The 21,082-nt window shown below is 73.8% G+C and carries 18 protein-coding genes and 1 tRNA gene; 12 read left to right on the top strand and 7 right to left on the bottom strand.

What is annotated here, in order from left to right:
• Window positions 1-269 precede the first annotated feature (269 nt).
• The 3 genes from ABZ495_RS17370 to ABZ495_RS17360 form a co-directional block, all read right to left on the bottom strand.
• Complete coding sequence (locus ABZ495_RS17370) at window positions 270-608, bottom strand: FmdB family zinc ribbon protein (protein ID WP_359803731.1); 339 nt, start codon at window positions 606-608, stop codon at window positions 270-272.
• Between the two features lie 262 nt (window positions 609-870).
• Complete coding sequence (locus ABZ495_RS17365; RefSeq protein WP_329492220.1) at window positions 871-2,148, bottom strand: MFS transporter; 1,278 nt, start codon at window positions 2,146-2,148, stop codon at window positions 871-873.
• Between the two features lie 436 nt (window positions 2,149-2,584).
• On the bottom strand, window positions 2,585-4,072 hold the full coding sequence (locus tag ABZ495_RS17360; RefSeq protein WP_359836657.1) for a potassium/proton antiporter: 1,488 nt from the start codon (window positions 4,070-4,072) through the stop codon (window positions 2,585-2,587).
• A 304-nt stretch (window positions 4,073-4,376) separates the two neighbouring features.
• Here ABZ495_RS17360 and ABZ495_RS17355 point away from each other — a divergent pair, with 304 nt between their 5' ends.
• Entirely contained in the window at window positions 4,377-7,088 is a 2,712-nt protein-coding gene (locus tag ABZ495_RS17355; protein WP_329489277.1) for a penicillin acylase family protein, read from the top strand.
• Window positions 7,089-7,172: 84 nt separating this feature from the next.
• Here the strand turns inward: ABZ495_RS17355 and ABZ495_RS17350 are convergent, their stop codons facing one another.
• The gene (locus ABZ495_RS17350) at window positions 7,173-7,748 is read right to left on the bottom strand and encodes a 5-formyltetrahydrofolate cyclo-ligase (protein ID WP_359836655.1); all 576 of its coding nucleotides are present in this window, start codon (window positions 7,746-7,748) and stop codon (window positions 7,173-7,175) included.
• A 60-nt stretch (window positions 7,749-7,808) separates the two neighbouring features.
• Between ABZ495_RS17350 and ABZ495_RS17345 the strand changes: the two genes are divergently transcribed.
• The 8 genes from ABZ495_RS17345 to ABZ495_RS17310 all read left to right on the top strand — a co-directional run bounded on the left by ABZ495_RS17345 (window position 7,809) and on the right by ABZ495_RS17310 (window position 14,257).
• The gene (locus ABZ495_RS17345) at window positions 7,809-8,678 is read left to right on the top strand and encodes a GGDEF domain-containing protein (RefSeq protein ID WP_359803726.1); all 870 of its coding nucleotides are present in this window, start codon (window positions 7,809-7,811) and stop codon (window positions 8,676-8,678) included.
• A gap of 51 nt (window positions 8,679-8,729) precedes the next feature.
• Window positions 8,730-9,650 (top strand): UTP--glucose-1-phosphate uridylyltransferase GalU, encoded by a 921-nt coding sequence (gene galU, locus ABZ495_RS17340; protein WP_329489280.1) that lies wholly within the window; start codon window positions 8,730-8,732, stop codon window positions 9,648-9,650.
• Between the two features lie 26 nt (window positions 9,651-9,676).
• On the top strand, window positions 9,677-11,023 hold the full coding sequence (gene glp, locus ABZ495_RS17335; RefSeq protein ID WP_359836653.1) for a gephyrin-like molybdotransferase Glp: 1,347 nt from the start codon (window positions 9,677-9,679) through the stop codon (window positions 11,021-11,023).
• A 113-nt stretch (window positions 11,024-11,136) separates the two neighbouring features.
• A complete protein-coding gene (gene moaC, locus ABZ495_RS17330; RefSeq protein WP_359836651.1) occupies window positions 11,137-11,637 on the top strand; it encodes a cyclic pyranopterin monophosphate synthase MoaC in 501 nt (166 codons plus the stop codon).
• A 41-nt stretch (window positions 11,638-11,678) separates the two neighbouring features.
• Window positions 11,679-12,182, top strand: a complete 504-nt coding sequence (locus ABZ495_RS17325) for a MogA/MoaB family molybdenum cofactor biosynthesis protein (RefSeq protein ID WP_359803859.1) — start codon at window positions 11,679-11,681, stop codon at window positions 12,180-12,182.
• Entirely contained in the window at window positions 12,179-12,805 is a 627-nt protein-coding gene (locus tag ABZ495_RS17320) for a GNAT family protein (RefSeq protein WP_329492222.1), read from the top strand. Before ABZ495_RS17325 ends, ABZ495_RS17320 begins: the two co-directional genes overlap by 4 nt.
• Window positions 12,806-12,955: 150 nt before the next feature.
• Complete coding sequence (gene glpR, locus ABZ495_RS17315) at window positions 12,956-14,092, top strand: gephyrin-like molybdotransferase receptor GlpR (protein ID WP_359836649.1); 1,137 nt, start codon at window positions 12,956-12,958, stop codon at window positions 14,090-14,092.
• Window positions 14,093-14,183: 91 nt separating this feature from the next.
• Window positions 14,184-14,257: transfer RNA gene (locus ABZ495_RS17310), tRNA-Ala, on the top strand.
• A gap of 121 nt (window positions 14,258-14,378) precedes the next feature.
• Here the strand turns inward: ABZ495_RS17310 and ABZ495_RS17305 are convergent.
• From ABZ495_RS17305 to ABZ495_RS17295, 3 genes are all read right to left on the bottom strand, one after another.
• Window positions 14,379-14,828 (bottom strand): universal stress protein, encoded by a 450-nt coding sequence (locus ABZ495_RS17305; protein WP_359836647.1) that lies wholly within the window; start codon window positions 14,826-14,828, stop codon window positions 14,379-14,381.
• Between the two features lie 94 nt (window positions 14,829-14,922).
• On the bottom strand, window positions 14,923-15,801 hold the full coding sequence (locus tag ABZ495_RS17300) for a peptidase (protein WP_359836645.1): 879 nt from the start codon (window positions 15,799-15,801) through the stop codon (window positions 14,923-14,925).
• Between the two features lie 2 nt (window positions 15,802-15,803).
• Window positions 15,804-17,123, bottom strand: a complete 1,320-nt coding sequence (locus ABZ495_RS17295) for a VWA domain-containing protein (RefSeq protein ID WP_329489286.1) — start codon at window positions 17,121-17,123, stop codon at window positions 15,804-15,806.
• 337 nt (window positions 17,124-17,460) lie between these two features.
• On the opposite strand from ABZ495_RS17295, the gene ABZ495_RS17290 reads away from it, so the two are divergent.
• The 3 genes from ABZ495_RS17290 to ABZ495_RS17280 all read left to right on the top strand — a co-directional run bounded on the left by ABZ495_RS17290 (window position 17,461) and on the right by ABZ495_RS17280 (window position 20,970).
• On the top strand, window positions 17,461-17,997 hold the full coding sequence (locus ABZ495_RS17290; RefSeq protein WP_359836642.1) for a DUF1269 domain-containing protein: 537 nt from the start codon (window positions 17,461-17,463) through the stop codon (window positions 17,995-17,997).
• 133 nt (window positions 17,998-18,130) lie between these two features.
• Entirely contained in the window at window positions 18,131-19,462 is a 1,332-nt protein-coding gene (locus tag ABZ495_RS17285) for an FtsW/RodA/SpoVE family cell cycle protein (RefSeq protein WP_359836640.1), read from the top strand.
• Window positions 19,462-20,970: a penicillin-binding transpeptidase domain-containing protein gene (locus tag ABZ495_RS17280; protein ID WP_359836638.1), complete on the top strand. Its 1,509-nt coding sequence runs from the start codon at window positions 19,462-19,464 to the stop codon at window positions 20,968-20,970. Before ABZ495_RS17285 ends, ABZ495_RS17280 begins: the two co-directional genes overlap by 1 nt.
• The last annotated feature ends 112 nt before the right edge of the window (window positions 20,971-21,082 follow it).

Here is a 21,082-nt window from a genome sequence, read left to right as displayed (position 1 = left end):
GGTCGACATGGGCACCACCGGTGGTCGCGGGGCGCCGGCCCGGGGTGCGGGCCGGCTCTTCCGACGCACACTCTGGGCGGCCCTGGGGGCGGGTGGAAGCCCTGTCCCCAGGCCTGTGGACAACTCGGCCCTGTGGACAACTCTGTACACCCGAACGGGGTAGTGGGCCCATCGGCGGTTGACCGCGAGCGGCCTGCCTCCGCCCGGGCACGCGAAAGGCCCGCGGGCCGCGCGATGGCGCGGGCCCACGGGCCTTGCGAAGTCTGGTCTCAGCCGGCCGGCTTCGCCGCCGGAGCCGAGCTCGCGGCAGCGGTCGAGCCGCCCGAGGTCGACGAGGACGAGGTCGAAGCAGCCGACGACGAGCCGGACGAGGACGAACCCGACGAGGTCGAGTTCGACGACGAGCCGGTGCCCACCGAGCTGGTGGACGAGGATCGGCTGTCGGTCCGGTAGAAGCCGGAGCCCTTGAAGACCACACCCACGGCCGAGAAGACCTTGCGGAGCCGTCCCTGGCAGTCGGGGCACGTGGTCAGCGCCTCGTCGGTGAACTTCTGCACCGCCTCCAGGCCGTTGCCGCACTCGGTGCACTGGTACTGGTACGTGGGCACTTGTCTTCCTCCTGGCACTCTCGCCTGATGAGTGCTAACGATGGTCAATGATGCGGCATTCCGCTGGATCAGTCCAGCGACTCGAATGTGAGATGAGCCGGGGGCGCGCCGAAGCACCCGTTCCCGCGCCCGCCGGAAGCCGGCCGCCGAGGGCCGCCGCCCCGGCCCGGACCCGCCACCCGACCGGCCGGACGCGTCCGACCCGACCCGACGCCGCCCGACGCCGCCCGACGCCCCCGACCGGCGCCCCGAGCCCCGCCGCTCAGCCCTTCGCCGCCCCGACCAGCTGCGGAGCCGAGCCCCGCTCGTTCGCGCCCGCGACCACCGTGCTCGCCGCGCCCGGCGCGATCAGCAGGTGCCGCAGCGCGACCAGCGCGACCAGGCCGAGCCCGGCACCGGCCATCGGCACCAGGAACCCGGCCGACGGCCCGTGTCCGTCGATCAGCCGTCCGGCGACCGTGGACCCGGCCGCCAGGCCCAGCCCGATGGCACCGGTCAGCCAGGTGAAGGCCTCGGTCTTGGCGCCGTCCGCGACCAGCGTCTCGACCAGGGTGTACCCGGTGATCAGCGTCGGTGCGATGGCCAGGCCGCAGACCAGCCCGGCGACGGACAGCGCGACCAGGTTGGGCATCGCCCAGAGCGTCGAGCAGCCCACGACCAGCAGCGCGTAGCTGGCCAGCATCCGGTGCCGGGCGGCCCGGCGCCAGGCGACCATGCCGTACAGCACGCCGGCCAGCATCGAGCCGCCGGCGAAGATCCCGTACACGGTGCCGTTGGCGCCGGGCTGGCCGACCGACTCGGTGAACGCGGTGACCGACACCTGCATGGCGCCGAAGACGGTGCCGACGCCCAGGAACGCGCCGGCCAGCAGCCGGACGCCGGGGGAGGAGAGCGCGGAGACCCGGCGGACGCCGGGCTGGTGCGGGTGCCGGGCCGGCGCGGTGCGCCGCTGGGCGGCGAAGGCCAGTCCGCCGACCACGGTCAGCGCGGCCTCGGCGATCAGCCCGGCGGCGGGCGTGACCGAGGTGGCGATGGCGCCGGCGAGCACCGGGCCGATCACGAAGGTGAACTCGTCCGTCACGGACTCGAAGGCGAAGGCGGTGTTGAGCTTGGCGGCCGACAGCGCGGACGCCGAGCGCCCGCCGGCCGCACCCTCGGCGGAGAGCTTGGCGACCCAGCGGGACCGGACCATCGCGCCGACCTGCGGCACGCTGGCGCCGGCCGGGGCGGCGGCGAGGAAGAGGGTCCAGACCGGGGCGTGGCCCAGGGCCAGCGCGATCAGCGCGCCGACCGAGACCGCGTGCACGATCACGGTCGGGACGAGCACGGCGGCCTGGCCGTAGCGGTCGGCCAGCCGGCCGGTCTGCGGGCCGATGAAGGCCTGGGCGACGGCGGAGACCGCCGCGACGCTGCCGGCCGTGCCGTAGGAGCCGTGGGTGTCCAGCACCAGCAGGACGATGCCCAGGCTGAGCATCGCGTACGGGAGCCGCGCGGCGAAGGCGGGGGCCAGGAACGTCCAGGCCCCGGGGGTGCGCAGCAGTGCGCCGTACCCGACGCGGGCGGGTGCGCCCTGGTCGGCGGTGGCCCCGGTGCCCGGCCGGGTGTCCGGGAGCGTGTCGGTGGCCAGGGCGGCGCGGGTGTCCGCGGTGTTCTCGACCGTTCGGCGGGCCGTCACGGTCGTCCTTCCTGCTGCCTGGTAGCGCGGAAGGGGCATGGGGTGGCCCCGACGGCGCCGAGAGTCGTCCTCTCGCGCGTCGACCGGGGTAGTTACCGGGCCCGCCCGGCGTGGTTGCCGGGATCCGGGCCGCAGCCGCCGAGCGGTCGCGCCAACTCTGCTTCAGGCAGATGCTGGGGTGTTTCGATCGTTCTGCATATACGCGCGTAGATGACGCGCTACCCCCACCATACAGAGGACATCCAGATCTGTCCCGTCCATCGGAGGTGAACGCTGGACGAACCCCCCGTGGTCATCGCGGTCACCGCCGCCCGTACAGCCACCCCGCGAGCTTGCCGCCCTTGTCCACGGCCCGCAGCCGCCGCTCGGCGGCCTCGCTGACCTCGTCGGTGGTCACGACCAGCAGTTCGTCGCCGCCGCGCAGCACGGTGGCCTTGTCCGGGACGAAGCTGCTGCCCTCCCGGACGACCAGGGTCACCGCCGCGCCGGCCGGCAGCCGCAGCTCGCCGATCTCCACGCCGGACATCCTGGAACTCGGCGACAGCGCCACCGACAGCAGGTGTCCGTGCAGCTTCTCCAGGGGCGCGGACTCGATGCCGAGGTCCTGGCCCATCGAGCCCTCGGAGATCTTCAGCCACTTGGCGACCCAGGGCAGGGTCGGGCCCTGGAGCAGGGTGAAGACCACGACCAGGATGAAGACGATGTTGAAGACGTCGTGGGCCATCGGCGTGCCGGCCACCATCGGGATGGTCGCCAGCACGATGGGCACCGCCCCGCGCAGCCCGGCCCAGCTGAGTAGCGCCTGCTCGCGGCCGGGCAGCTTGAAGGGCGTCAGCGTGATCACCACCGACAGCGGCCTGGCCAGGAAGACCAGCACGGCGCCGATCACCAGCGCGGGCACCACGGCCGAGCCCATGGTCTCGGGGGTGCAGAGCAGGCCGAGCAGCACGAACATGCCGATCTGCCCGATCCAGGCCAGTCCGTCGGCGAAGCCGCGGACGGCGGGCCCGTGCGGCAGTTTGGCGTTCCCCAGGATGACCGCGCTGATGTAGACGGCGAGGAAGCCGGAGCCGTGCAGCAGCGCGCCGCCGGCGTAGGCGAGCACGGTGAGCGCCAGGACGGCGATCGGGTAGAGGCCGGAGGACGGCAGGGCGACGTGCTTGATCCCGAACGCGCCCAGCTTGCCGACCGTGAGGCCGACCGCGGCCCCGATGGCCAGCTCGGCGACGATCGTGCCGATCAGGACGTACCAGGAGTCGAGTTCACCGGTGGTGGCGAAGGCGACGACGAGGATCACCACGGGGGCGTCGTTGAAGCCCGACTCGGCCTCCAGGAGCCCGGTCAGCCGGTGCGGCAGCGGGACCATCCGCAGCACGGAGAAGACGGCGGCCGCGTCGGTCGAGGAGACGATCGCGCCGAGCAGCATGGACGTCCGCCAGTCCAGGCCGACCAGCCAGTGCGCGCCGGCCGCGGTCACGAAGACGCTGATCCCGACGCCGACCGTGGCGAGCACGGTGGCGGCCGGCATCACGGGTCTGACCTCGCGCCAGCTCGTCTTGAGACCGCCCTCGGCCAGGATGACGACCAGTGCGGCGTAGCCGATCACCTGGGTCAGCGCGGCGTTGTTGAAGGCGAAGCCCAGGCCGTTCTGGCCGAGGGCGACGCCGATGCCGAGGTAGATCAGCAGGCTGGGCAGCCCCGACCGGGTCGAGATGCGCACGGCGACCACCGCGACCAGCAGGATCACGGAGAATTCGAGGAGCAGCTGGTTCAGGTGGTCGACATTCACGCAGGGGCACCTCGGGCAGGCTGGGGGCGGGCGGGGTGTCTGGTGGCGGTGAGGCCGGGGGGAGCCGACCGGCCGGGGGCGATTGCTCCGCTAGCGGATCGTTACTCAGTCTAACATTTTGCCATATCTTTAGCTTCACCGTTCACACGGGTCCCTTCCCGCCCTCCGCTGACCTCGTCCGATCCCACCGTGAGCGTCCCCCGTGCACGCCCGCCAGTGGACTCGGCCTAATGTGGTCCCCTGTCATGGCCGTGTGCCCTGGACATGCCCGCCCGTCCCCCAGTCGAGGACCGCAAGGACCCAGATGCCCCGCTCGAAGAAGTTCCGGCGCGCCCGTCTGATCGTGATCGTGCTGGTCGTGCTGCTGGTGGCCGGCGCCGGCTACGGCGGCTACCGGGGGGTGGCCGCGGTACGCGCGTCCTTCCCGGAGGTCGACGGCAGCGTCAAGGTGGCGGGCCTGAGCGCGCCGGTCGACGTGAAGCGGGATGCCAACGGCATCCCCCAGCTCTACGCCGACACCCCGGAGGACCTCTTCCGCGCCCAGGGCTACGTGCAGGCGCAGGACCGGTTCTGGGAGATGGACGTCCGACGGCACATCACCGCGGGCCGGCTCTCCGAGATGTTCGGCGACAGCCAGGTCGAGACCGACTCCTTCATCCGCACCATGGGCTGGCGCGACGTGGCGCAGAAGGAGATCGACTCCCAGCTGTCGCCCGAGACCAGGAAGAACCTCCAGGCGTACGCGGACGGCGTCAACGCCTGGCTCGGCGAGCACCCCGGCGGCGCGAGCGCCTCGCTGGAGTACAGCCTGCTCGGCGTGGTGAACGGCGACTACAAGCCGGAGCAGTGGGCCCCGGTCGACTCGGTCTCCTGGCTGAAGGCGATGGCCTGGAACCTCTCGGGGAACCTCCAGGAGGAGATCGACCGCTCGCTGCTCGCCCAGGACTTCAGCCCGGAGAAGATCGCCGAGCTGTACCCGGAGTACCCGTACGCGCGCAACGGCACCATCGTGAAGACCGGCACCGTCTCGGGCGACGCGTACCGCCCGGCGGACGGGGCCGCCCAGTCCGGCCCCACCACGGGCACCGCGCAGGGCGCGGCCGCGACCAAGGCGATGTTCAAGGACGTCACCGACCGGATCGACGCGATGCCGCAGCTGCTCGGCCGGCAGGGCCAGGGCATCGGGTCCAACTCCTGGGTGGTCGCCGGCTCGCACACCACCACCGGCAAGCCGCTGCTGGCCAACGACCCGCACCTCGGCCCCGGCCTGCCGTCGGTCTGGTACCAGATGGGCCTGCACTGCCGCACCGCCTCGCCCGCCTGCCAGTACGACGTCTCCGGCTTCACCTTCGCCGGTATGCCGGGCGTGGTGATCGGCCACAACAAGGACATCGCCTGGGGCTTCACCAACCTCGGCGCCGACGTCACCGACCTCTTCCTGGAAAAGGTCACCGGCCCGGAGACCTACCTGGTGGACGGCAAGGAGGTGAAGTTCACGCTGCGCAAGGAGACCATCAAGGTGGCCGGCGGCGAGGACCGCACCATCACCGTCCGCACCACCCAGACCGGCGCCCCGCTGATCTCCGACCAGAGCACCGAGCAGCAGAACGTCGGCAAGTACGCGCCGAACGGCGCCTCCGCCCCGGACCGCTCGACCAGCGGCTACGGCGTGGCCCTGCAGTGGACGGCGCTGGAGCCGGGCAAGACCATGGACGCCGTCTTCGCGCTGGACCGCGCCAAGGGCTGGGACGACTTCCGGGCCGCCGCGAAGGACTTCGCCGTCCCCGCGCAGAACCTGATCTACGCCGACGCCGAGAACATCGGCTACCAGGCCCCGGGCAACATCCCGGTCCGCGGCAAGGGCGACGGCGGCTACCCGGCGCCGGGCTGGGACTCCTCGTACCAGTGGAAGGGCGCCGTCCCCTTCACCGCCCTGCCCTACAGCCGCAACCCGGCCGCCGGCTACATCGTCACCGCCAACCAGGCCGTGGTCGACCCCTCGTACAAGTACCTGCTGACCAAGGACTGGGAGTACGGCACCCGGGCCAAGGAGATCACCGACCAGATCGAGGCCAAGCTCAGGAACAACGGCAAGATCTCGCCGGACGACATGCAGGAGATGCAGCTCGACAACACCAGCATCCTGGCCAAGACGCTGGTCCCGATGCTGCTGAAGGTGCAGATCGACGACCCGTACGTGCGCGAGGCGCAGGACCTGCTGAAGGACTGGAACTTCCACCAGGACGCCGACTCGGCCGCCGCCGCCTACTACAACGGCGTCTGGCGCCAGCTGCTCAGCCTCTCCTTCGGCCAGAAGTTCCCGGCCGACCTGCGCGCCGAGGACAACTGCCTGCTGGTCCGCCGGCAGACCGACCCGACCAAGCCCGACAGCCGCACCCAGATCGTCACCGAGTGCGGCACCCGTGACCCGGGCAAGGCCCAGCCGGACGGCGGCGACCGCTGGACCGAGGTGGTGCGCCAGCAGCTGGCGAAGCCCGACAGCAGCTGGTGGACGTACATCGACTCGGACCACCACGAGCAGAAGGGCCTCGACAACCTGCTCGCCGAGGCGATGAAGAATGCCCGTCAGGACCTCACGGCGCTGCTCAGCAAGGACGTCTCCACCTGGAGCTGGGGCCGTCTGCACACCCTGACGCTGCGCGAACAGACCCTGGGCAGCGACGACTCCTCGATCGCCTCCGGCTTCGTCCGGCGACTGCTCAACCGCGGCCCGTACCGCCTCTCCGGCGGCTCCGGCGCGGTCGACGCGGCGGGCTGGAACGCGGCGGCGGGCTACCAGGTGGACTGGATCCCGTCGATGCGGATGGTCGTCGACCTGAGCGACTTCGACGCCTCGCGCTGGGTGAACGTGGGCGGCGCCTCCGGGCACGCCTTCCACGACAACTACAACGACCAGACCGACCTCTGGCTCAAGGGCAAGCTGCTGACCTGGGCCTATTCGCCCGACGCGGTCGAGAAGTCGGCCAAGCACAAGCTGGTGCTGACCACCGGCTGAGCCGGCCCGCACGGCACGGCGGCCCCGCCCCTCGGACCCCGAGGCGCGGGGCCGCCGTCGTCACCGCCGTCGTCACCGCCGTCGTCACCCCAGCCGGTGCGGCCCGGACGGGGTGAGGGCGAGGTCCACCGGCAGGTCGTGCGGCTCGGCCGGCACGCTCGTCAGCAGCTCGTGCTCGTAGAGCAGCACCGCCAGCAGCGGTCGCGCCCCGGCCCGCCCGAGCCGGGCCAGCACCCGGTCGTACGAGCCGCCGCCGCGGCCCAGCCGCAGCCCCCGCCGGTCCACCGCCAGGCCGGGCAGCAGCACCAGCGACGCCGTGGTCACGGCCTCCGGCCCGAGCCGGCCGCCGACCGGCTCCAGCAGCCCGCGCCCGGCCGGCGCCAGCGCCTGCGGCCCCTCGTACTCGGCCCAGTCCAGGTCGTTGTCGGCCAGCAGCACCGGCAGCAGCACCCGGACCCCGCGCGCCAGCAGCGCGTCCAGCAGCGGCCGGGTGCCCGGTTCGCTGCCGACCGACACGTACGCGGCCACCGTGGCGCCCGGCTCGGCCAGCGCGCCGGCGTGCCCGGCCAGGGCGAGCGCCGCCCGCTCCCGCTCCACCGCCACCAGCGCCCGCCGTTCGGCCAGCAGCCGTGTCCTCAGCGCGCTCTTCTCGTTGTGCATGGGATCCTCCACAGCTCTGTGCCCGTGACGTCCAGAGCCTGACACGCGGAAGGCGCCCCGATGTCGACCCCGCTGCTGCTCCAGGCCCTGGCCGCGCTGAGCGCCCCGGCGCTGGCCGGCGCCGCCGTGTTCGGCCTGCGGCTGCGCCGGGCCGACGGCGCCGCCGCCGACCGCGAGGCCCGGCTGCGCGAGCGGGTCGCCGAGCTGGAGGCCCGCTGCGCCGAGCTGGAGCGCACCGCCTCCTGCGACCCGCTCACCGGGGTCTGGAACTACCGCCACCTGCAGCTCACCCTGGACCGGGAGATCGAGCGCGCCCGCCGGGCCGAGCAGGCCGACCAGCAGGACGGCCCGCACCCGCTGGCCGTCCTGCTGCTGGACATCGCGGGCTTCGACCGGGTGATCGCCGAACACGGCCGGGCCCGGGCCGACGCGATACTGCGCGACCTCGCCCAGCGGCTCGGCATGGAGATCCGCCGCTCCGACACCCTCGGCCGGTACAGCGGCGAGGTCTTCCTGATCGTGCTGCCGGACACCGGCGCCGCGGGCGCGGCACACGTCGCCGAACGGCTGGTCTGGTCGGTCCGCCGCCACCTGCTGCTGGACTGGTCCTCCGGCCCGCGCGAAGGTCGCCGCCAGCAGGGCAACGGGCTCACCGCCGCGGTCGGCGTGGCCGTGCTGCCCGAGGACGGTACGCATGCCGCCGTCCTGCTCCGGGCCGCCGACCGGGCCCTGGCCGAGGCTCGCGACGCCGGCGGGGACTGCTGGCGCGAAGCCGCCTCCTCCCGGCCACTCAGCGGCTCCGCTGCCGAGCGTGACCGTTCGGAAAACCCGGGTAGTCTGTCGCCCTGTGCCGGAGAGGACCCCCTCACCCCACCCGGCGCTTCCCCTTTGCCTGCCACCTTGGCCGGGCCCAGCGACGTGCTGTCATAGCCGGTCAACCGCGCTCGGCCGGGCGTAAACATGCCTTAGTAAGGTAAACGCATGACGACGATCAGCTCCCGAATTCCGGTAACCAAGGCCGTGGTCCCTGCGGCCGGACTGGGCACGCGCTTCCTCCCGGCCACCAAGGCCACTCCGAAGGAGATGCTGCCTGTCGTCGACAAGCCGGCGATCCAGTACGTCGTCGAGGAGGCGGCCTCCGCCGGGCTGTCCGACATACTGATGGTCACCGGCCGTAACAAGCGGGCGCTGGAGGACCACTTCGACCGCGCCTACGAGCTGGAGGAGCTGCTCGCCCGCAAGGGCGACCAGGACCGGCTGCGCCGGGTGCGCGAGTCCGTCGACCTGGCCAACATGCACTACGTCCGCCAGGGCGACCCGAAGGGTCTCGGCCACGCCGTCTCGGTCGCCGAGCAGCACGTCGCCGGCCAGCCCTTCGCCGTTCTGCTCGGCGACGACCTGATCGACCCGCGCGACCCGCTGCTCGCCCGCATGATCGAGGTCCAGCAGGAGCTCGGCGGCTCGGTCGTCGCCCTCATGGAGGTCGACCCCTCGCAGATCCACCTGTACGGCTGCGCGGCCGTCAAGGCCAACGGCTTCGGCGAGGACGTCTTCCAGGTGACCGACCTGGTCGAGAAGCCCGAGACCGCCGACGCGCCGTCGAACTACGCCGTCATCGGCCGCTACGTGCTCGACCCCTCGGTCTTCGACGTGCTGCGCGAGACCCCGCCCGGCCGCGGCGGCGAGATCCAGCTCACCGACGCCCTGCGCGAGCTGACCACCCGCGACGCCGAGAGCGGCGGCCAGGTGCACGGCGTCCTCTTCAAGGGCCGCCGCTACGACACCGGTGACCGCGCGGACTACCTGCGCGCTATCGTCCGTCTGGCCTCCGAGCGCGAGGACCTGGGCCCGGAGTTCCGCTCCTGGCTCCGTGAGTTCGTCGCCTCCGAGCTGCAGGACTGACACGCCGACAGAGAGCGAGAGCGCCGATGACCGGGTCCACGGAGAACAGTCCCACCCCCGCCGCAGCCTGCTGCGACGGATCCGCGGACCCGGCACCGGCCGCCCGGCCGGCTCGGCTCTGGACCGTCGACGAGCACCTCGCCGACGTGCTGGCCGCGGTCGGCCCGCTGCCCGCGATCGAGCTCCAGCTGCTCGACGCCCAGGGCTGCCGGCTCGACGAGGACGTGCTCGCCGGCGGTGACCTGCCGCCCTTCGACAACAGCTCGATGGACGGCTACGCCCTGCGCACCGCCGACACCGCCGGAGCCACCGCCGAGTACCCCTCGGTGCTCTCGGTGGTCGGCGACATCGCCGCCGGCGCCGCCGAACTGCCCAGGGTCGGCCCCGGCCAGGCCGCCCGGATCATGACCGGCGCCCCCGTCCCGCCCGGTGCCCAGGCGGTCGCCCCGGTCGAGTGGACCGACGGCGGCAGCGGCACCGGCCGGGCCGCCGACGCGATGGGCGCCCCGGTCGAGGACGAGGAGGTCCGGGTGCTGCGCCCGGTCTCCGAGGGCGCCCACATCCGCCGCCGCGGCAGCGACGTCACCGCCGGCGACCGGGTCCTGGAAGCCGGTACCCGGCTCGGCCCCACCCAGATCGGCCTGCTCGCCGCGATCGGCCGGGGCACCGTCCGGGTCCGCCCCCGCCCGCGCGTGGTGGTGCTCTCCACCGGCAGCGAGCTGGTCCAGCCCGGCGAGTCGGTCGGCCCCGGGCAGATCACCGACTCCAACAGCTTCACCCTCACCGCCGCCGCCCTGGACGCCGGCGCCATCGCCTACCGCGTCGGCGGGGTGCCGGACGACGCGGCACGGCTGCGCGCCGTCCTGGAGGACCAGCTCGGCCGGGCCGACCTGATCGTCACCAGCGGTGGCGTCAGCGTCGGCGCGTACGACGTGGTCAAGGAGGTCTTCGAGTCCTACGGCGGGGTCGACTTCCGCCGGCTGCGGATGCAGCCCGGCAAGCCGCAGGGCTTCGGCCGGATCGGCGCCGGCGCCGGCGTCCCGCTGCTGGCCCTGCCCGGCAACCCGGTCAGCGCCTACATCTCCTTCGAGCTCTTCGTCCGCCCGGTGATCCGCACCATGCTCGGCGCCGCCGACATCCACCGCCCGGTGGTCCGGGCAATCTGCCCGGTCGCGCTGCGCTCGCCCGCCGGGCGGCGGCAGTTCCTGCGCGGCCGGTACGCGGCGGCCGACGGCGTGGTGGAGCCGGTCGGCGGCGCGGGCTCGCACCTGGTCGGCGCGCTGGCCAGGGCGGACTGCCTGATCACGGTGCCCGAGGAGGTCACCGAGCTCGCCGCCGGCAGCGAGGTGGACGTCGTCCTGCTCGGCGGCTGAGCGGTCCCGGCGACCGGGCTGTCCCGTCCACCGGCACGGCCCGTCCCACGCCCCGGCCGGAGCGAGGAGTACGGTAGCGCGGTATTCGATCTGCGCGCCCCCTGGAGCCACCCGTGACCGCCTCACCCCCCGGCGACCGCCTCACCCATGTCGACGACCAGGGCGCGGCCCGGATGGTCGACGTCTCCGAGAAGGCCACCACCGCACGCACCGCGGTCGCGGCCGGCCGGGTCAGGGTCGCCCCCCGCGTGGTCGAGCTGCTGCGCGGCGAGGGCGTGCCCAAGGGCGACGCCCTCGCGGTCGCCCGGATCGCCGGGATCATGGGCGCCAAGAGGACACCGGAGCTGATCCCGCTCTGCCACCCGATCGCGGTCTCCGGGGTGAAGGTCGAGCTCTCCGTCACCGACGACGCGGTCGAGATCACGGCCACCGTGAAGACCGCCGACCGGACCGGCGTCGAGATGGAGGCGCTCACCGCCGTCGCGGTGGCCGGGCTCACCGTGATCGACATGGTCAAGGCCGTCGACAAGGGCGCCGCCATCGAGTCCGTCCGGGTGCTCAGCAAGACCGGCGGCAAGAGCGGCGACTGGTTTGCCGCCGGGAGCCCGGAATGACCGCGCCGGACGCGGCGACGCCGGTCACGGGGGCGCCGGCGATGAGGGCGCTGGCCGTCACCGTCTCCAACCGAGCCTCGGCCGGCGTCTACGCGGACCGCGGCGGCCCGCTGCTGGTGGCCGGCCTGGCCGCGATGGGCTTCGCCGCCGACGGCCCCCGGGTGGTGCCGGACGGCGAGCCGGTCGAGGCGGCCCTGCGGGAGGCCGTCGCGGCCGGGTACGACGTGGTGCTCACCACCGGCGGCACCGGCATCTCCCCGATGGACCTCACCCCCGAGATGACCGCGCGGGTGATCGACCGGCAGATCCCCGGCATCCCCGAGGCCATCAGGGCGTACGGCCGCGAGAAGGTCCCGACCTCCGCGCTCTCCCGCGGGCTCGCGGGCCTCGCCGGACGTACCCTGATCGTCAACCTGCCGGGCTCGACCGGTGGCGTCAGGGACGGCCTGGCCGTCCTGGAGCCGCTGCTCGCGCACGCCGTCGACCAGCTCGGCGGCGGGGACCACCCCCGGCCCGACGCACCTGCTTCCGGGAGAGCGCACTGAACGCCGGCTGGCCGGTAGAACTCCACGAGGGGGACGTCGCGCTGCGCCCGATCCGGGGCCGGGACCAGCGGGAGTGGCAGGAGGTCAGCCGCCGCAACCGGGACTGGCTGCGGCGCTGGGAGGCCACCGTGCCGCCCGGCCCGGCCGGCCGGGGCACCGGCCCGCGCCCGACCTACCGGCAGATGGTCCGGTTCCTGCGCGGTGAGGCCTCGGCCGGGCGGATGCTGCCCTTCGTGGTGCTCCACCAGGGCCGGCTGGTCGGCCAGCTGACCGTCGGCGGGATCACCTGGGGCTCGATGTGCTCGGCCAACGTCGGCTACTGGATCGACGAGGCGGTGGCCGGCCGGGGCATCATGCCGGCGGCCGTGGCGCTTTCGGTGGACCACTGTTTCACCACCCTCGGCCTGCACCGGATCGAGGTCTGCATCCGGCCGGAGAACGGACCGAGCCGCCGGGTGGTGGAAAAGCTCGGGTTCCGCTCGGAGGGAATGCGGCCGCGCTATCTGCACATCGACGGCGACTGGCGCGACCACCTGGTGTACGCGCTGACCGCCGAGGAGGTTCCCGAGGGGATGCTGGAACGCTGGCGGACGCTCAGTTCGGCGCGGCGCCCGCGTAATTGAATATATGTTCGAACCAAATATCGATATGGCATCGGCGTGGCGACGGACGGGCACAAATACCGGCAAAATAGTCGGAGAATCAGCTTGATCACACGACACGCCGTGCCAAATTGCTGCCGTGCCTTCCCCGGCGCCCGTACGGTGTGAAACGTGAGCAGTAGCGGCCTTATCTACGCCGTCATCGTAGGGGCCTGGGCCGCCTATCTGGTGCCGATGTGGCTCCGCAGGCAGGACGAGCTCAACGAGGCGCGCCCGACGGAACGCTTCAGCACCGCCATCCGCCTGCTGGCCGGGCGTTCGGCGCTGGAGCGGCGGGCGGCCCGGGCCCTGGGCGACGAACCGCGTGACGACGAGCAGAGCGACGACGGCCCTCCCGTACGGGACGAGGCCGCCCCGGGCGACCCCGGCGCCGGTCCCGACGGCGATCCCGGTGCCGACCGCGACGGTGATCCGGGTGCCGACCGCGACGGCGGGACCGCGCCGGAGCCGGAGCGGCTGCCGGAGGCGGAGCCGCAGCGGCCCGTGCTCCGCGCGCCCGAGCTCCGCGCCCCCGAGCGCCCGACCGGTGCGCGCGGCGGGATCGAGCCCCGGGCTCGGCTGCTGGCCCGGCGCCGCCGGATGGTCACCGTCCTCTTCCTGGCCTTCGCCCTCGGCGCGGTCGTCGCGGCGGTGTCCGGCCTCGCCTTCCTCTGGGTCCCGGCCGTGCCGGCGACCCTGCTGACCCTCTACATCGGCCACCTGCGCAAGCTGGAGCGGCTGCGGTACGAGGTGAAGATCGACCGGGTCCGGGCCGCCCAGGCCGCCGAGCGGCTGCGCAAGCGCGAACAGCAGCGTGCCGAGGCCGGTCCGGCCGAGGAGGCGCCGGAGCGGGGCCCCGAGGCCGCGGAGCCGGCCGGGCGCGGCCGCTCGCACCTGCGGCTCGCCACCGACCGCGACCGGGCCCCGGAGCCGGCGGGTCCGGCGTCCGCCTCGGCACTGGCGGAGGCGACCGAGCACGAGGAGTGGGTCGACGGCATGCGCGAGCGCGGCGCGGCCGGTCCGGACTCCTGGGAGCCCGTGCCCGTCCCGCTGCCGACCTACGTCACGGCTCCGGTGGCGCCCCGGGTCAGCCGGGGCCTCGACCTGTCGGCCCCCGGCACCTGGACGGCCGGCCGTCCGGCGGAGGCCCGCACCGGAGAGGTCCGTACCGGGGAGGTCCGGGCGACCGAGGCGCGCAACACCCCGCTCTTCGACCAGTACGCCGAGCCCGCCGCCACCGAACCCCGCCGGCGCGCCGCCAACGAGTGACCGCCCGGGGGTGCTCCGGCACCCCCGGCCGTCCGGTCCTCCGGGGGTGGTCACGAGCCCCCTCCGAAAGGTGCTAAAGTTTCTTCTCGTTGGGGCTGTGGCGCAGTCCGGTAGCGCACCTCGTTCGCATCGAGGGGGTCAGGGGTTCGAATCCCCTCAGCTCCACCCAACAGGAAGTCCCGCCCGATCGAGAGATCGGGCGGGACTTCTGCGTTGTGCCCGGAAGGTGCGGCGGACGGGCGGTCAGCGGGTCGTCACGGGCCGGGAGTTGGGCCTGTGACGATGATCACCTGACCACCACGACGGTGCACGGGGCGTGGTGCACGCAGTACTGGGTGACGGTGCCGAGGGCGGCGCCGGGCGGCGCGGCGCGGCCACGGCTGCCGAGGACGAGCACGGCGGCGCCCTCGGCGGCGCCGGTCAGTGCCGGACCGGGCGCGCCGGCCTTGAGGTGGCGCCGGACGGCGGAGGGCCCGGCCGAGGGTCCGGCGGAGGACAGTGCGGCGGCCAGGGTCTCTTCGAGGATCCGCGCGGCGTGCCTTTCGGGGCCGAAGCCGTCCAGGGCGGGCGGGACGAGGCCGTGCTCGCCCAGCAGGCAGGGGAACTCCCAGACGGTCACCGCCTCCAGCGGGCCGCCGGTGACGGCGGCGAGCCGGGCGGCCCAGCGGACGGCGGCGAGGGAGAGCGGGGAGCCGTCCACACCGACCACGATCCTGCCGTCCGGCTGCCGGGTCATCTTTCGAGCCTAGAGCGGTGCCGCCGGACCGGCGAGACGGCCGAGGGCCGGCCGGAGAGGCTCTGGCCGGCCCTCGGGAGGGTGTCGGGTGCCGTCAGGGCTGGCCCGAGCCCGCGTACGGGCCCGGCTGCGGGGCACCGGCCTGCGGCGGCACGGAGCCGTAGCGGGCCGGCCGGCGGCCGTGCGGGTGGCGGGTGAGGGTGTAGCCGGCGACCCCGGCGAGGGCCGCCAGCACGCCGCCGGCCAGGGTCCAGAACCACCGGCTGTTCCAGCCGGAGAACCAGCCGGTGTACCAGTGCTCCTCGGTCTCCTCGGGGGCGGCCGCCTTGGCGGTCGCGGCGCCGCCGCCGACCGGCGGGACCAGCGGGGCCTTCAGCTCCCCGCCCTCCGGCTGGGCGTTGTCGGCGTCGCCCTTGGCACTGACGTGCAGCTGGACGGAGGCGGCGAGGCCGAGGTCCGGCTGCGGGGCGTCGACGAGCGAGAGCCGTACGTAGTAGGTGCCGGGCAGCGGGTCCCCGGACCAGGGCTCGGCCCAGGAGCGGACCTCGCGCAGCGTGCAGCTGAGCGCGAGCGAGGCGGCGGCCGGGTCGGCGGTGGCGTTCTGGGTGCCGGCGGTGCAGGACTGGCGGCGGCGCAGCCCGTCGAACACCTCGACGCTCCAGGTCTGCGGGCCGTGCCGGTCGGCGGAGGGGGCCAGGCCGACGGTCAGGCCGACCGTCGCGGTCTGGCCCTCGGAGGCGCCGAACGCCCAGTACAGGTAGTCGCCGGTGGAGGCGGCGACGTTGGCGTCCTGGCCGGGGGCCAGGTTGATGGCGGTCAGGAAGGACGTTCCGGCCTTGGTGGCCGGGGCGGGCGTCCCGCTCGCGCCGGCGGAGGGGGACGGCGAGGCGGCGGAGGCCGCGGGAGCCGCCAGCACCAGGGCGGGGAGCAGGGCGAGCGCGGCGAGCGCGGCGCGGGTCGTCGAGGTACGCATGGTCAGTTCTCCCGCCAGACAGCGATCCGCCAGCGTGCGATCCAGCCGAACAGCAGGCCGGTCAGCAGGCCGGCCAGGGTGAGCACCAGCAGCAGGATCCAGCCGCGGCCGAGACCCATCGCCGGGCCGTCCGGGGCGGGCGATGCGGCGGACAGGTCGACCGTCAGCTCCAGCGGCAGGCCGGGGTCGGCCTGGACGCCGGGCAGGGCGGCCAGCGAGTTGCTGACGACCAGGCAGACGGTGGTCTCCGGCTTGCCGCTCGGCGAGGCGGACGGCGTCGCGGAGGCGTAGCCCTTGGAGTCGTCGGTGGACCAGCGCAGACCGGTGGAGATCACGTCGGTCCGGCCGCTGCCGGCGTCGGTGCCGCGGACCAGCTCCTGGCCGGTGGCGCTGGTGGCCTGGAGCAGGACGCCGTAGTCACGGGCGACACCGCGGTCCAGCGCGACGCTGACCGAGGCGCGCAGCTCCTGCCCGGCCTTGACCGGGACGCGGTAGACCCGGTGCTCGGAGAACTTCTCCCGGTCGCTGTAGACACCGGGGGTGAGGACGGGCGCGCTCTCGCACTTGTCGGTGCCCGCCGTCTTGACCGGTGCCACGGTGTAGGTGTCGTTGGAGCGGTCCACCAGCTGCTTCACCTTGTCGGTGAGCTGCTCCTGGGTGCGGACGTCGGTGTAGGTGCCGCCGGTCGCGTTGGCGATGCAGAGCAGCTGCTGGCGGGTCTTGTCGTCGTGCGCCAGGCCGAGGGTGTCGATCACCAGGTGGATGCCCTGGGCGGCGAGCTCACGGGCCACGTCGCACGGGTCCGGCGGGGCGCAGGAGTCCTCGCCGTCGGTGATCAGCACCACCCGGCGGGTGGTCTCGCCCTTGCCGAGGTCCTGCGCGGCACCGCGCAGGGCCAGGCCGATCGGGGTCCAGCCGGTCGGGCGCAGGGTGGCGACCGCGGTCTTGGCCTCGACCTTGTTGGTCTTGCCGACCGGGAAGAGCTGCTTGGTGTCCAGGCAGCCCTGGGCCTTGTCGGCCTCGCCGGGGACGTTGGCGCCCAGCGTGCGGATGCCGAAGTCGGTCTCCGGGGGCAGGGCGTCGATCACCTCGTTCAGGGATTGCTGGGCCACCGCGATGCGGCTCTTGCCCTGGATGTCGGTGGCTCGCATCGAGCCGCTGACGTCCAGGACGAGGTCGACCCGGGGGGCTTCCTTGCCGGCGTTGCCGGCTGATGGTTCGTCGGCATGGGCGGGCAGGCCGCTGAGCAGCGCGCCGCCTGTTATCGCCAGGGCGGCCAGCAGGCTGCCGAGCCTGGCCTTCGGGCGTCGTCCGGTAGTCACCCGCCCGATCCTAGGGATCATCAGTTCGCCATGGCCAACGCGGTCCGGTGCACGGGCCACCGGACTCCGGCGCGAACTCCCGGACGCCGGTGGGACATCGGCCGCCGGATGCCCAGGCGTGCGCCGCCCGGGTCGGGGCGGGCGCCGGTCGGACGGCCGGCGGCGGGTGCGGTGGCGGGGCCGGGCGGCGGTGCGGGTAGTGGCGGGCCGGTTCGACGAGGCGGGACACACCGGCCGCAAGAGCCCATATCTGCGGATAGCGCTCGTTAGGGTGACGAACCGGGGCACCGGCGCCCGCGCCCGGCCGGTACGTCCGACGGATTGGAAGGACCAGCACATGAGCAATCTCTTCGCGATCGCCTACCCGGATCTGGCCACCGCCCAAGCGGTGCGCAACGAGGCGGTCGGACTGCAGACCCAGAAGCTGATCGACCTGGAGGACGCGGTCGTCGTGGAACGCCGCGAGGACGGCAGGATCAAGCTGCACCAGCAGGTCAGCACCACGGGTGCGGGCGCCGCCTCGGGAGCGCTCTGGGGCGGCGTCATCGGTCTGCTGTTCTTCATGCCGCTGCTCGGCGCGGCGGTGGGCGGCGCCGCCGGCGCGGCGGTCGGCGCCTCCACCGACATCGGGGTGGACGACGACTTCATGCGCGAGGTCGCCCAGCACCTCCAGCCGGGCACCGCCGCGGTGTTCCTGCTGGTCCGCCGGGCCACGGCCGACAAGGTCGTGCCGGCGCTGGCCCGCTATGGCGGCCGGATCATCCAGACCTCGCTCTCCGCCGGGGCCGAGGCCGAACTCAGGGCCACCGTCGAGGCGTCCCGGGTGCAGCCCGCCCCGGCCTCCGCCCCGGCCTCCGCCCCGGCCTCCGCCTGAGCCCCACCCGCCGGACCGGCCGGCCGGGCCGGGGCGGACGGGCCCGGCCGGCCGGCCGCCCCGGCCGTCGTTCCGTCAGCAGCACACCCGCGCAGCAGGACACCCAGGACGGTCCGTGGCGACACCCTCCGCCGTGACGAGAACCGCCGGCCGGCCCCGCCGGACGGTGCGGACCCGGCGCACCACCGAGCTCGCGCTGGTCCTGGCCGCCGTGCTGATCGCCGTCCTCGGCTACGCCGAGGTCGGGGTCAACATCGACGGCACGGTCCCCGCCGACGCGGCCGAGTACGGCGCCGCGCTCGGCGTGCTCGCGCTGCTGGCGCACGCCGTGGTGCGCTGGCGGGCGCGGTACGCCGATCCGCTGCCGCTGCCGATCGGCGTGCTGCTCAACGGGATCGGACTGGTCGTCATCTACCGGCTGGACCGGGCCACTCCCGGCGGCGGCGCGGCCCCCACCCAGCTGCTCTGGTCCACGCTCGGGGTGGCGCTGTTCATCGCGGTGGTGGTGCTGCTGCGCGACCACAAGCGGCTGCGGCGCTACGCGTACATCGGCGCCCTGGTGGCGCTGGTGCTGCTGGTGCTGCCGATCTTCTTCCCGCCGGTGTACGGCTCGCGGATCTGGATCACCGTCGGACCGCTCTCGTTCCAGCCGGGCGAGTTCGCCAAGATCCTGCTGGCGGTCTTCTTCGCCGCCTACCTGGCGGTCCACCGGGACGCGCTGGCGCTGACCGGCCGCCGGGTGCTCGGGTTCCAGCTGCCGCGCGGGCGGGTGCTCGGGCCGGTCCTGCTGATCTGGGCGGCCTTCGTGGGCGTCCTCGTCCTGGAGACCGACCTCGGCACCTCGCTGCTCTTCTTCGGCCTCTTCGTGGTCATGCTCTACGTGGCGACCGCGCGCAGCGGGTGGATCGCCATCGGGCTGTTCCTGGCCGCGGTGGCCGCGGTCGGGGTCGGCTGGCTCTCGCCGCACGTGCACAGCCGGGTCAACGACTGGCTGAACCCGCTCGGCTCGATCGCCGAGGGCCAGGGCGCCAACCAGATCGCCCAGTCGCTGTTCGCCTTCGCCTGGGGCGGGGAGCTGGGCAGCGGCCTCGGCAACGGGCACTCCGTGCTGATCGGGTTCGCGGCCAAGTCCGACTTCATCCTCGCGACCATCGGCGAGGAGCTGGGGCTGACCGGGCTGATCGCGCTGTTCCTGCTGTACGCGCTGCTGGTCGCCCGGGGCTTTCGCACCGGCATCGCGCTGCGGGACCCGTTCGGCCGGCTGCTCGCGATCGGGCTGGCGTCGATCGTCGGCCTCCAGGTGTTCGTGGTGGCCGGCGGGGTGCTCGACCTCATCCCGCTGACCGGGATGACGCTCCCGTTCGTCGCCCAGGGAGGCTCCTCGGTGGTCACCAACTGGATCATCGTCGCGCTGCTGGTGCGGATGAGCGACATCGCCCGCCGCCCGTCCGCCGGGGAGGTCTGATGGCGCTCGGCCGCTCCCGGGGCGGCGGGCCGCAGGGCCGGCCGGGGATCTCCGTCACCGGCCGCCGGGCGGGCACCTTCTGCCTGCTGCTGACCGTGGCGCTGTGCGTCCAGGCCACCCGGGTCCAGGTGTTCCGGGCCGACGAACTGGACCACAACCCGGCCAACCAGCGGCTCACCATCGAGCGGTACTCCCAGCCGCGCGGCAACCTGCTGGTCGGCGCCGACAGCGTCACCGGCTCCGAGCCCACCGGCGGCCGGTACGACTACAAGCGCACCTACACCGACGGCCCGCTGTACGCCGCCGTCACCGGGTACTCCTCGCAGGCCTACGGGAACACCCAGCTGGAGGGGACGGAGGACGACCTGCTCTCCAGGACGGACAGCCGGCTGGCGAGCTGGGCGGTCTGGGACGCCGTCGCCCGCAAGCAGAACCCCGGCGGGGACGTCTACACGACCATCGACCGGGCCGCCCAGCAGGCCGCGATGCGCGGACTCGGCGGGCAGCAGGGCGCGGTCGCCGCGATCGAGCCCGCCACCGGCCGGATCCTGGCGCTGGCCAGCACCCCCTCGTACGACCCGGGCAGCTTCGCGGGCTCGTCCGCGGCCGACCAGGAGGCCTGGAACCGGCTGCAGGCCGACGCCGACCAGCCGATGCTCAACCGGGCGCTGCGCCAGACCTACCCGCCCGGCTCGACCTTCAAGGTGGTCACCGCGGCGGCCGCGCTGCAGCACGGCGTCGTCACGGACCCGGACGCGCCGACCGGCGCGCCCTACCCGTACGTCCTGCCGGGGACCACCACGCCGCTGGTCAACGACACCCCGGCGTGCGACGAGCCGGGGCAGTCGCTGGACACCGCGATGGTCCACAGCTGCAACAGCGTGCTGGGCTACCTCGGGGTGCAGGTCGGGCTGGACCGGATGGTGGAGACGGCCGCGGACTTCGGCTTCAACGACCCGAGGCTGGACGTCCCGGTCCGGCCGGCCCGCTCCAACTTCGACACCCGGATGAACGAGTCCCAGCTCGCGCTCTCCTCGATCGGCCAGTTCGACACGGCGGCCACCCCGCTGGTGATGGCGATGGTCGCGGCCGGGGTCGCCAACAACGGCGCCGTGATGCGTCCACAGCTTGTGGACAAGCTGACCAAGCAGGACGGCACCACCGTGCAGCTGATGCGCCCGGCCGCGTACCGGCAGGCGATGAGCCCGGCGGTGGCCGGGCAGGTGCAGCGGCTGATGACCGACGTGGTGGAGAACGGCACCGGGCGCAACGCGCGGATCGGCGGGGCGGTGGTCGGGGGGAAGACCGGCACCGCCCAGCACGGGGTGGACAACTCAGGGACGCCCTACGCCTGGTTCATCGCCTGGGCCAAGCCGGTCGGCTCCGGCGCGGTGGCGCCGGTGGCGGTCGCGGTCGTGGTCGCGGACAGCGACGCGACCGATGTCACCGGCGGCGCGCTGGCGGCGCCGATCGCCCGGTCGGTGATGCAGGCCGTCCTCGGGCGGTGAGGGGCGGAACGGCCCGTGCGCCGGGAGCACGTCGCTGACCTGCGGCTTAGCGGCTTGGCCCAAGATCCGCCGTTTGCGAAGTGTCCGGTTTGTGCATGCCAGTGCGACGATT

Origin of the sequence: Kitasatospora sp. NPDC005748, assembly GCF_040630735.1 — a bacterium.
Lineage (GTDB): Bacteria > Actinomycetota > Actinomycetes > Streptomycetales > Streptomycetaceae > Kitasatospora.
This window is presented reverse-complemented; position numbering and strand designations above follow the sequence as displayed.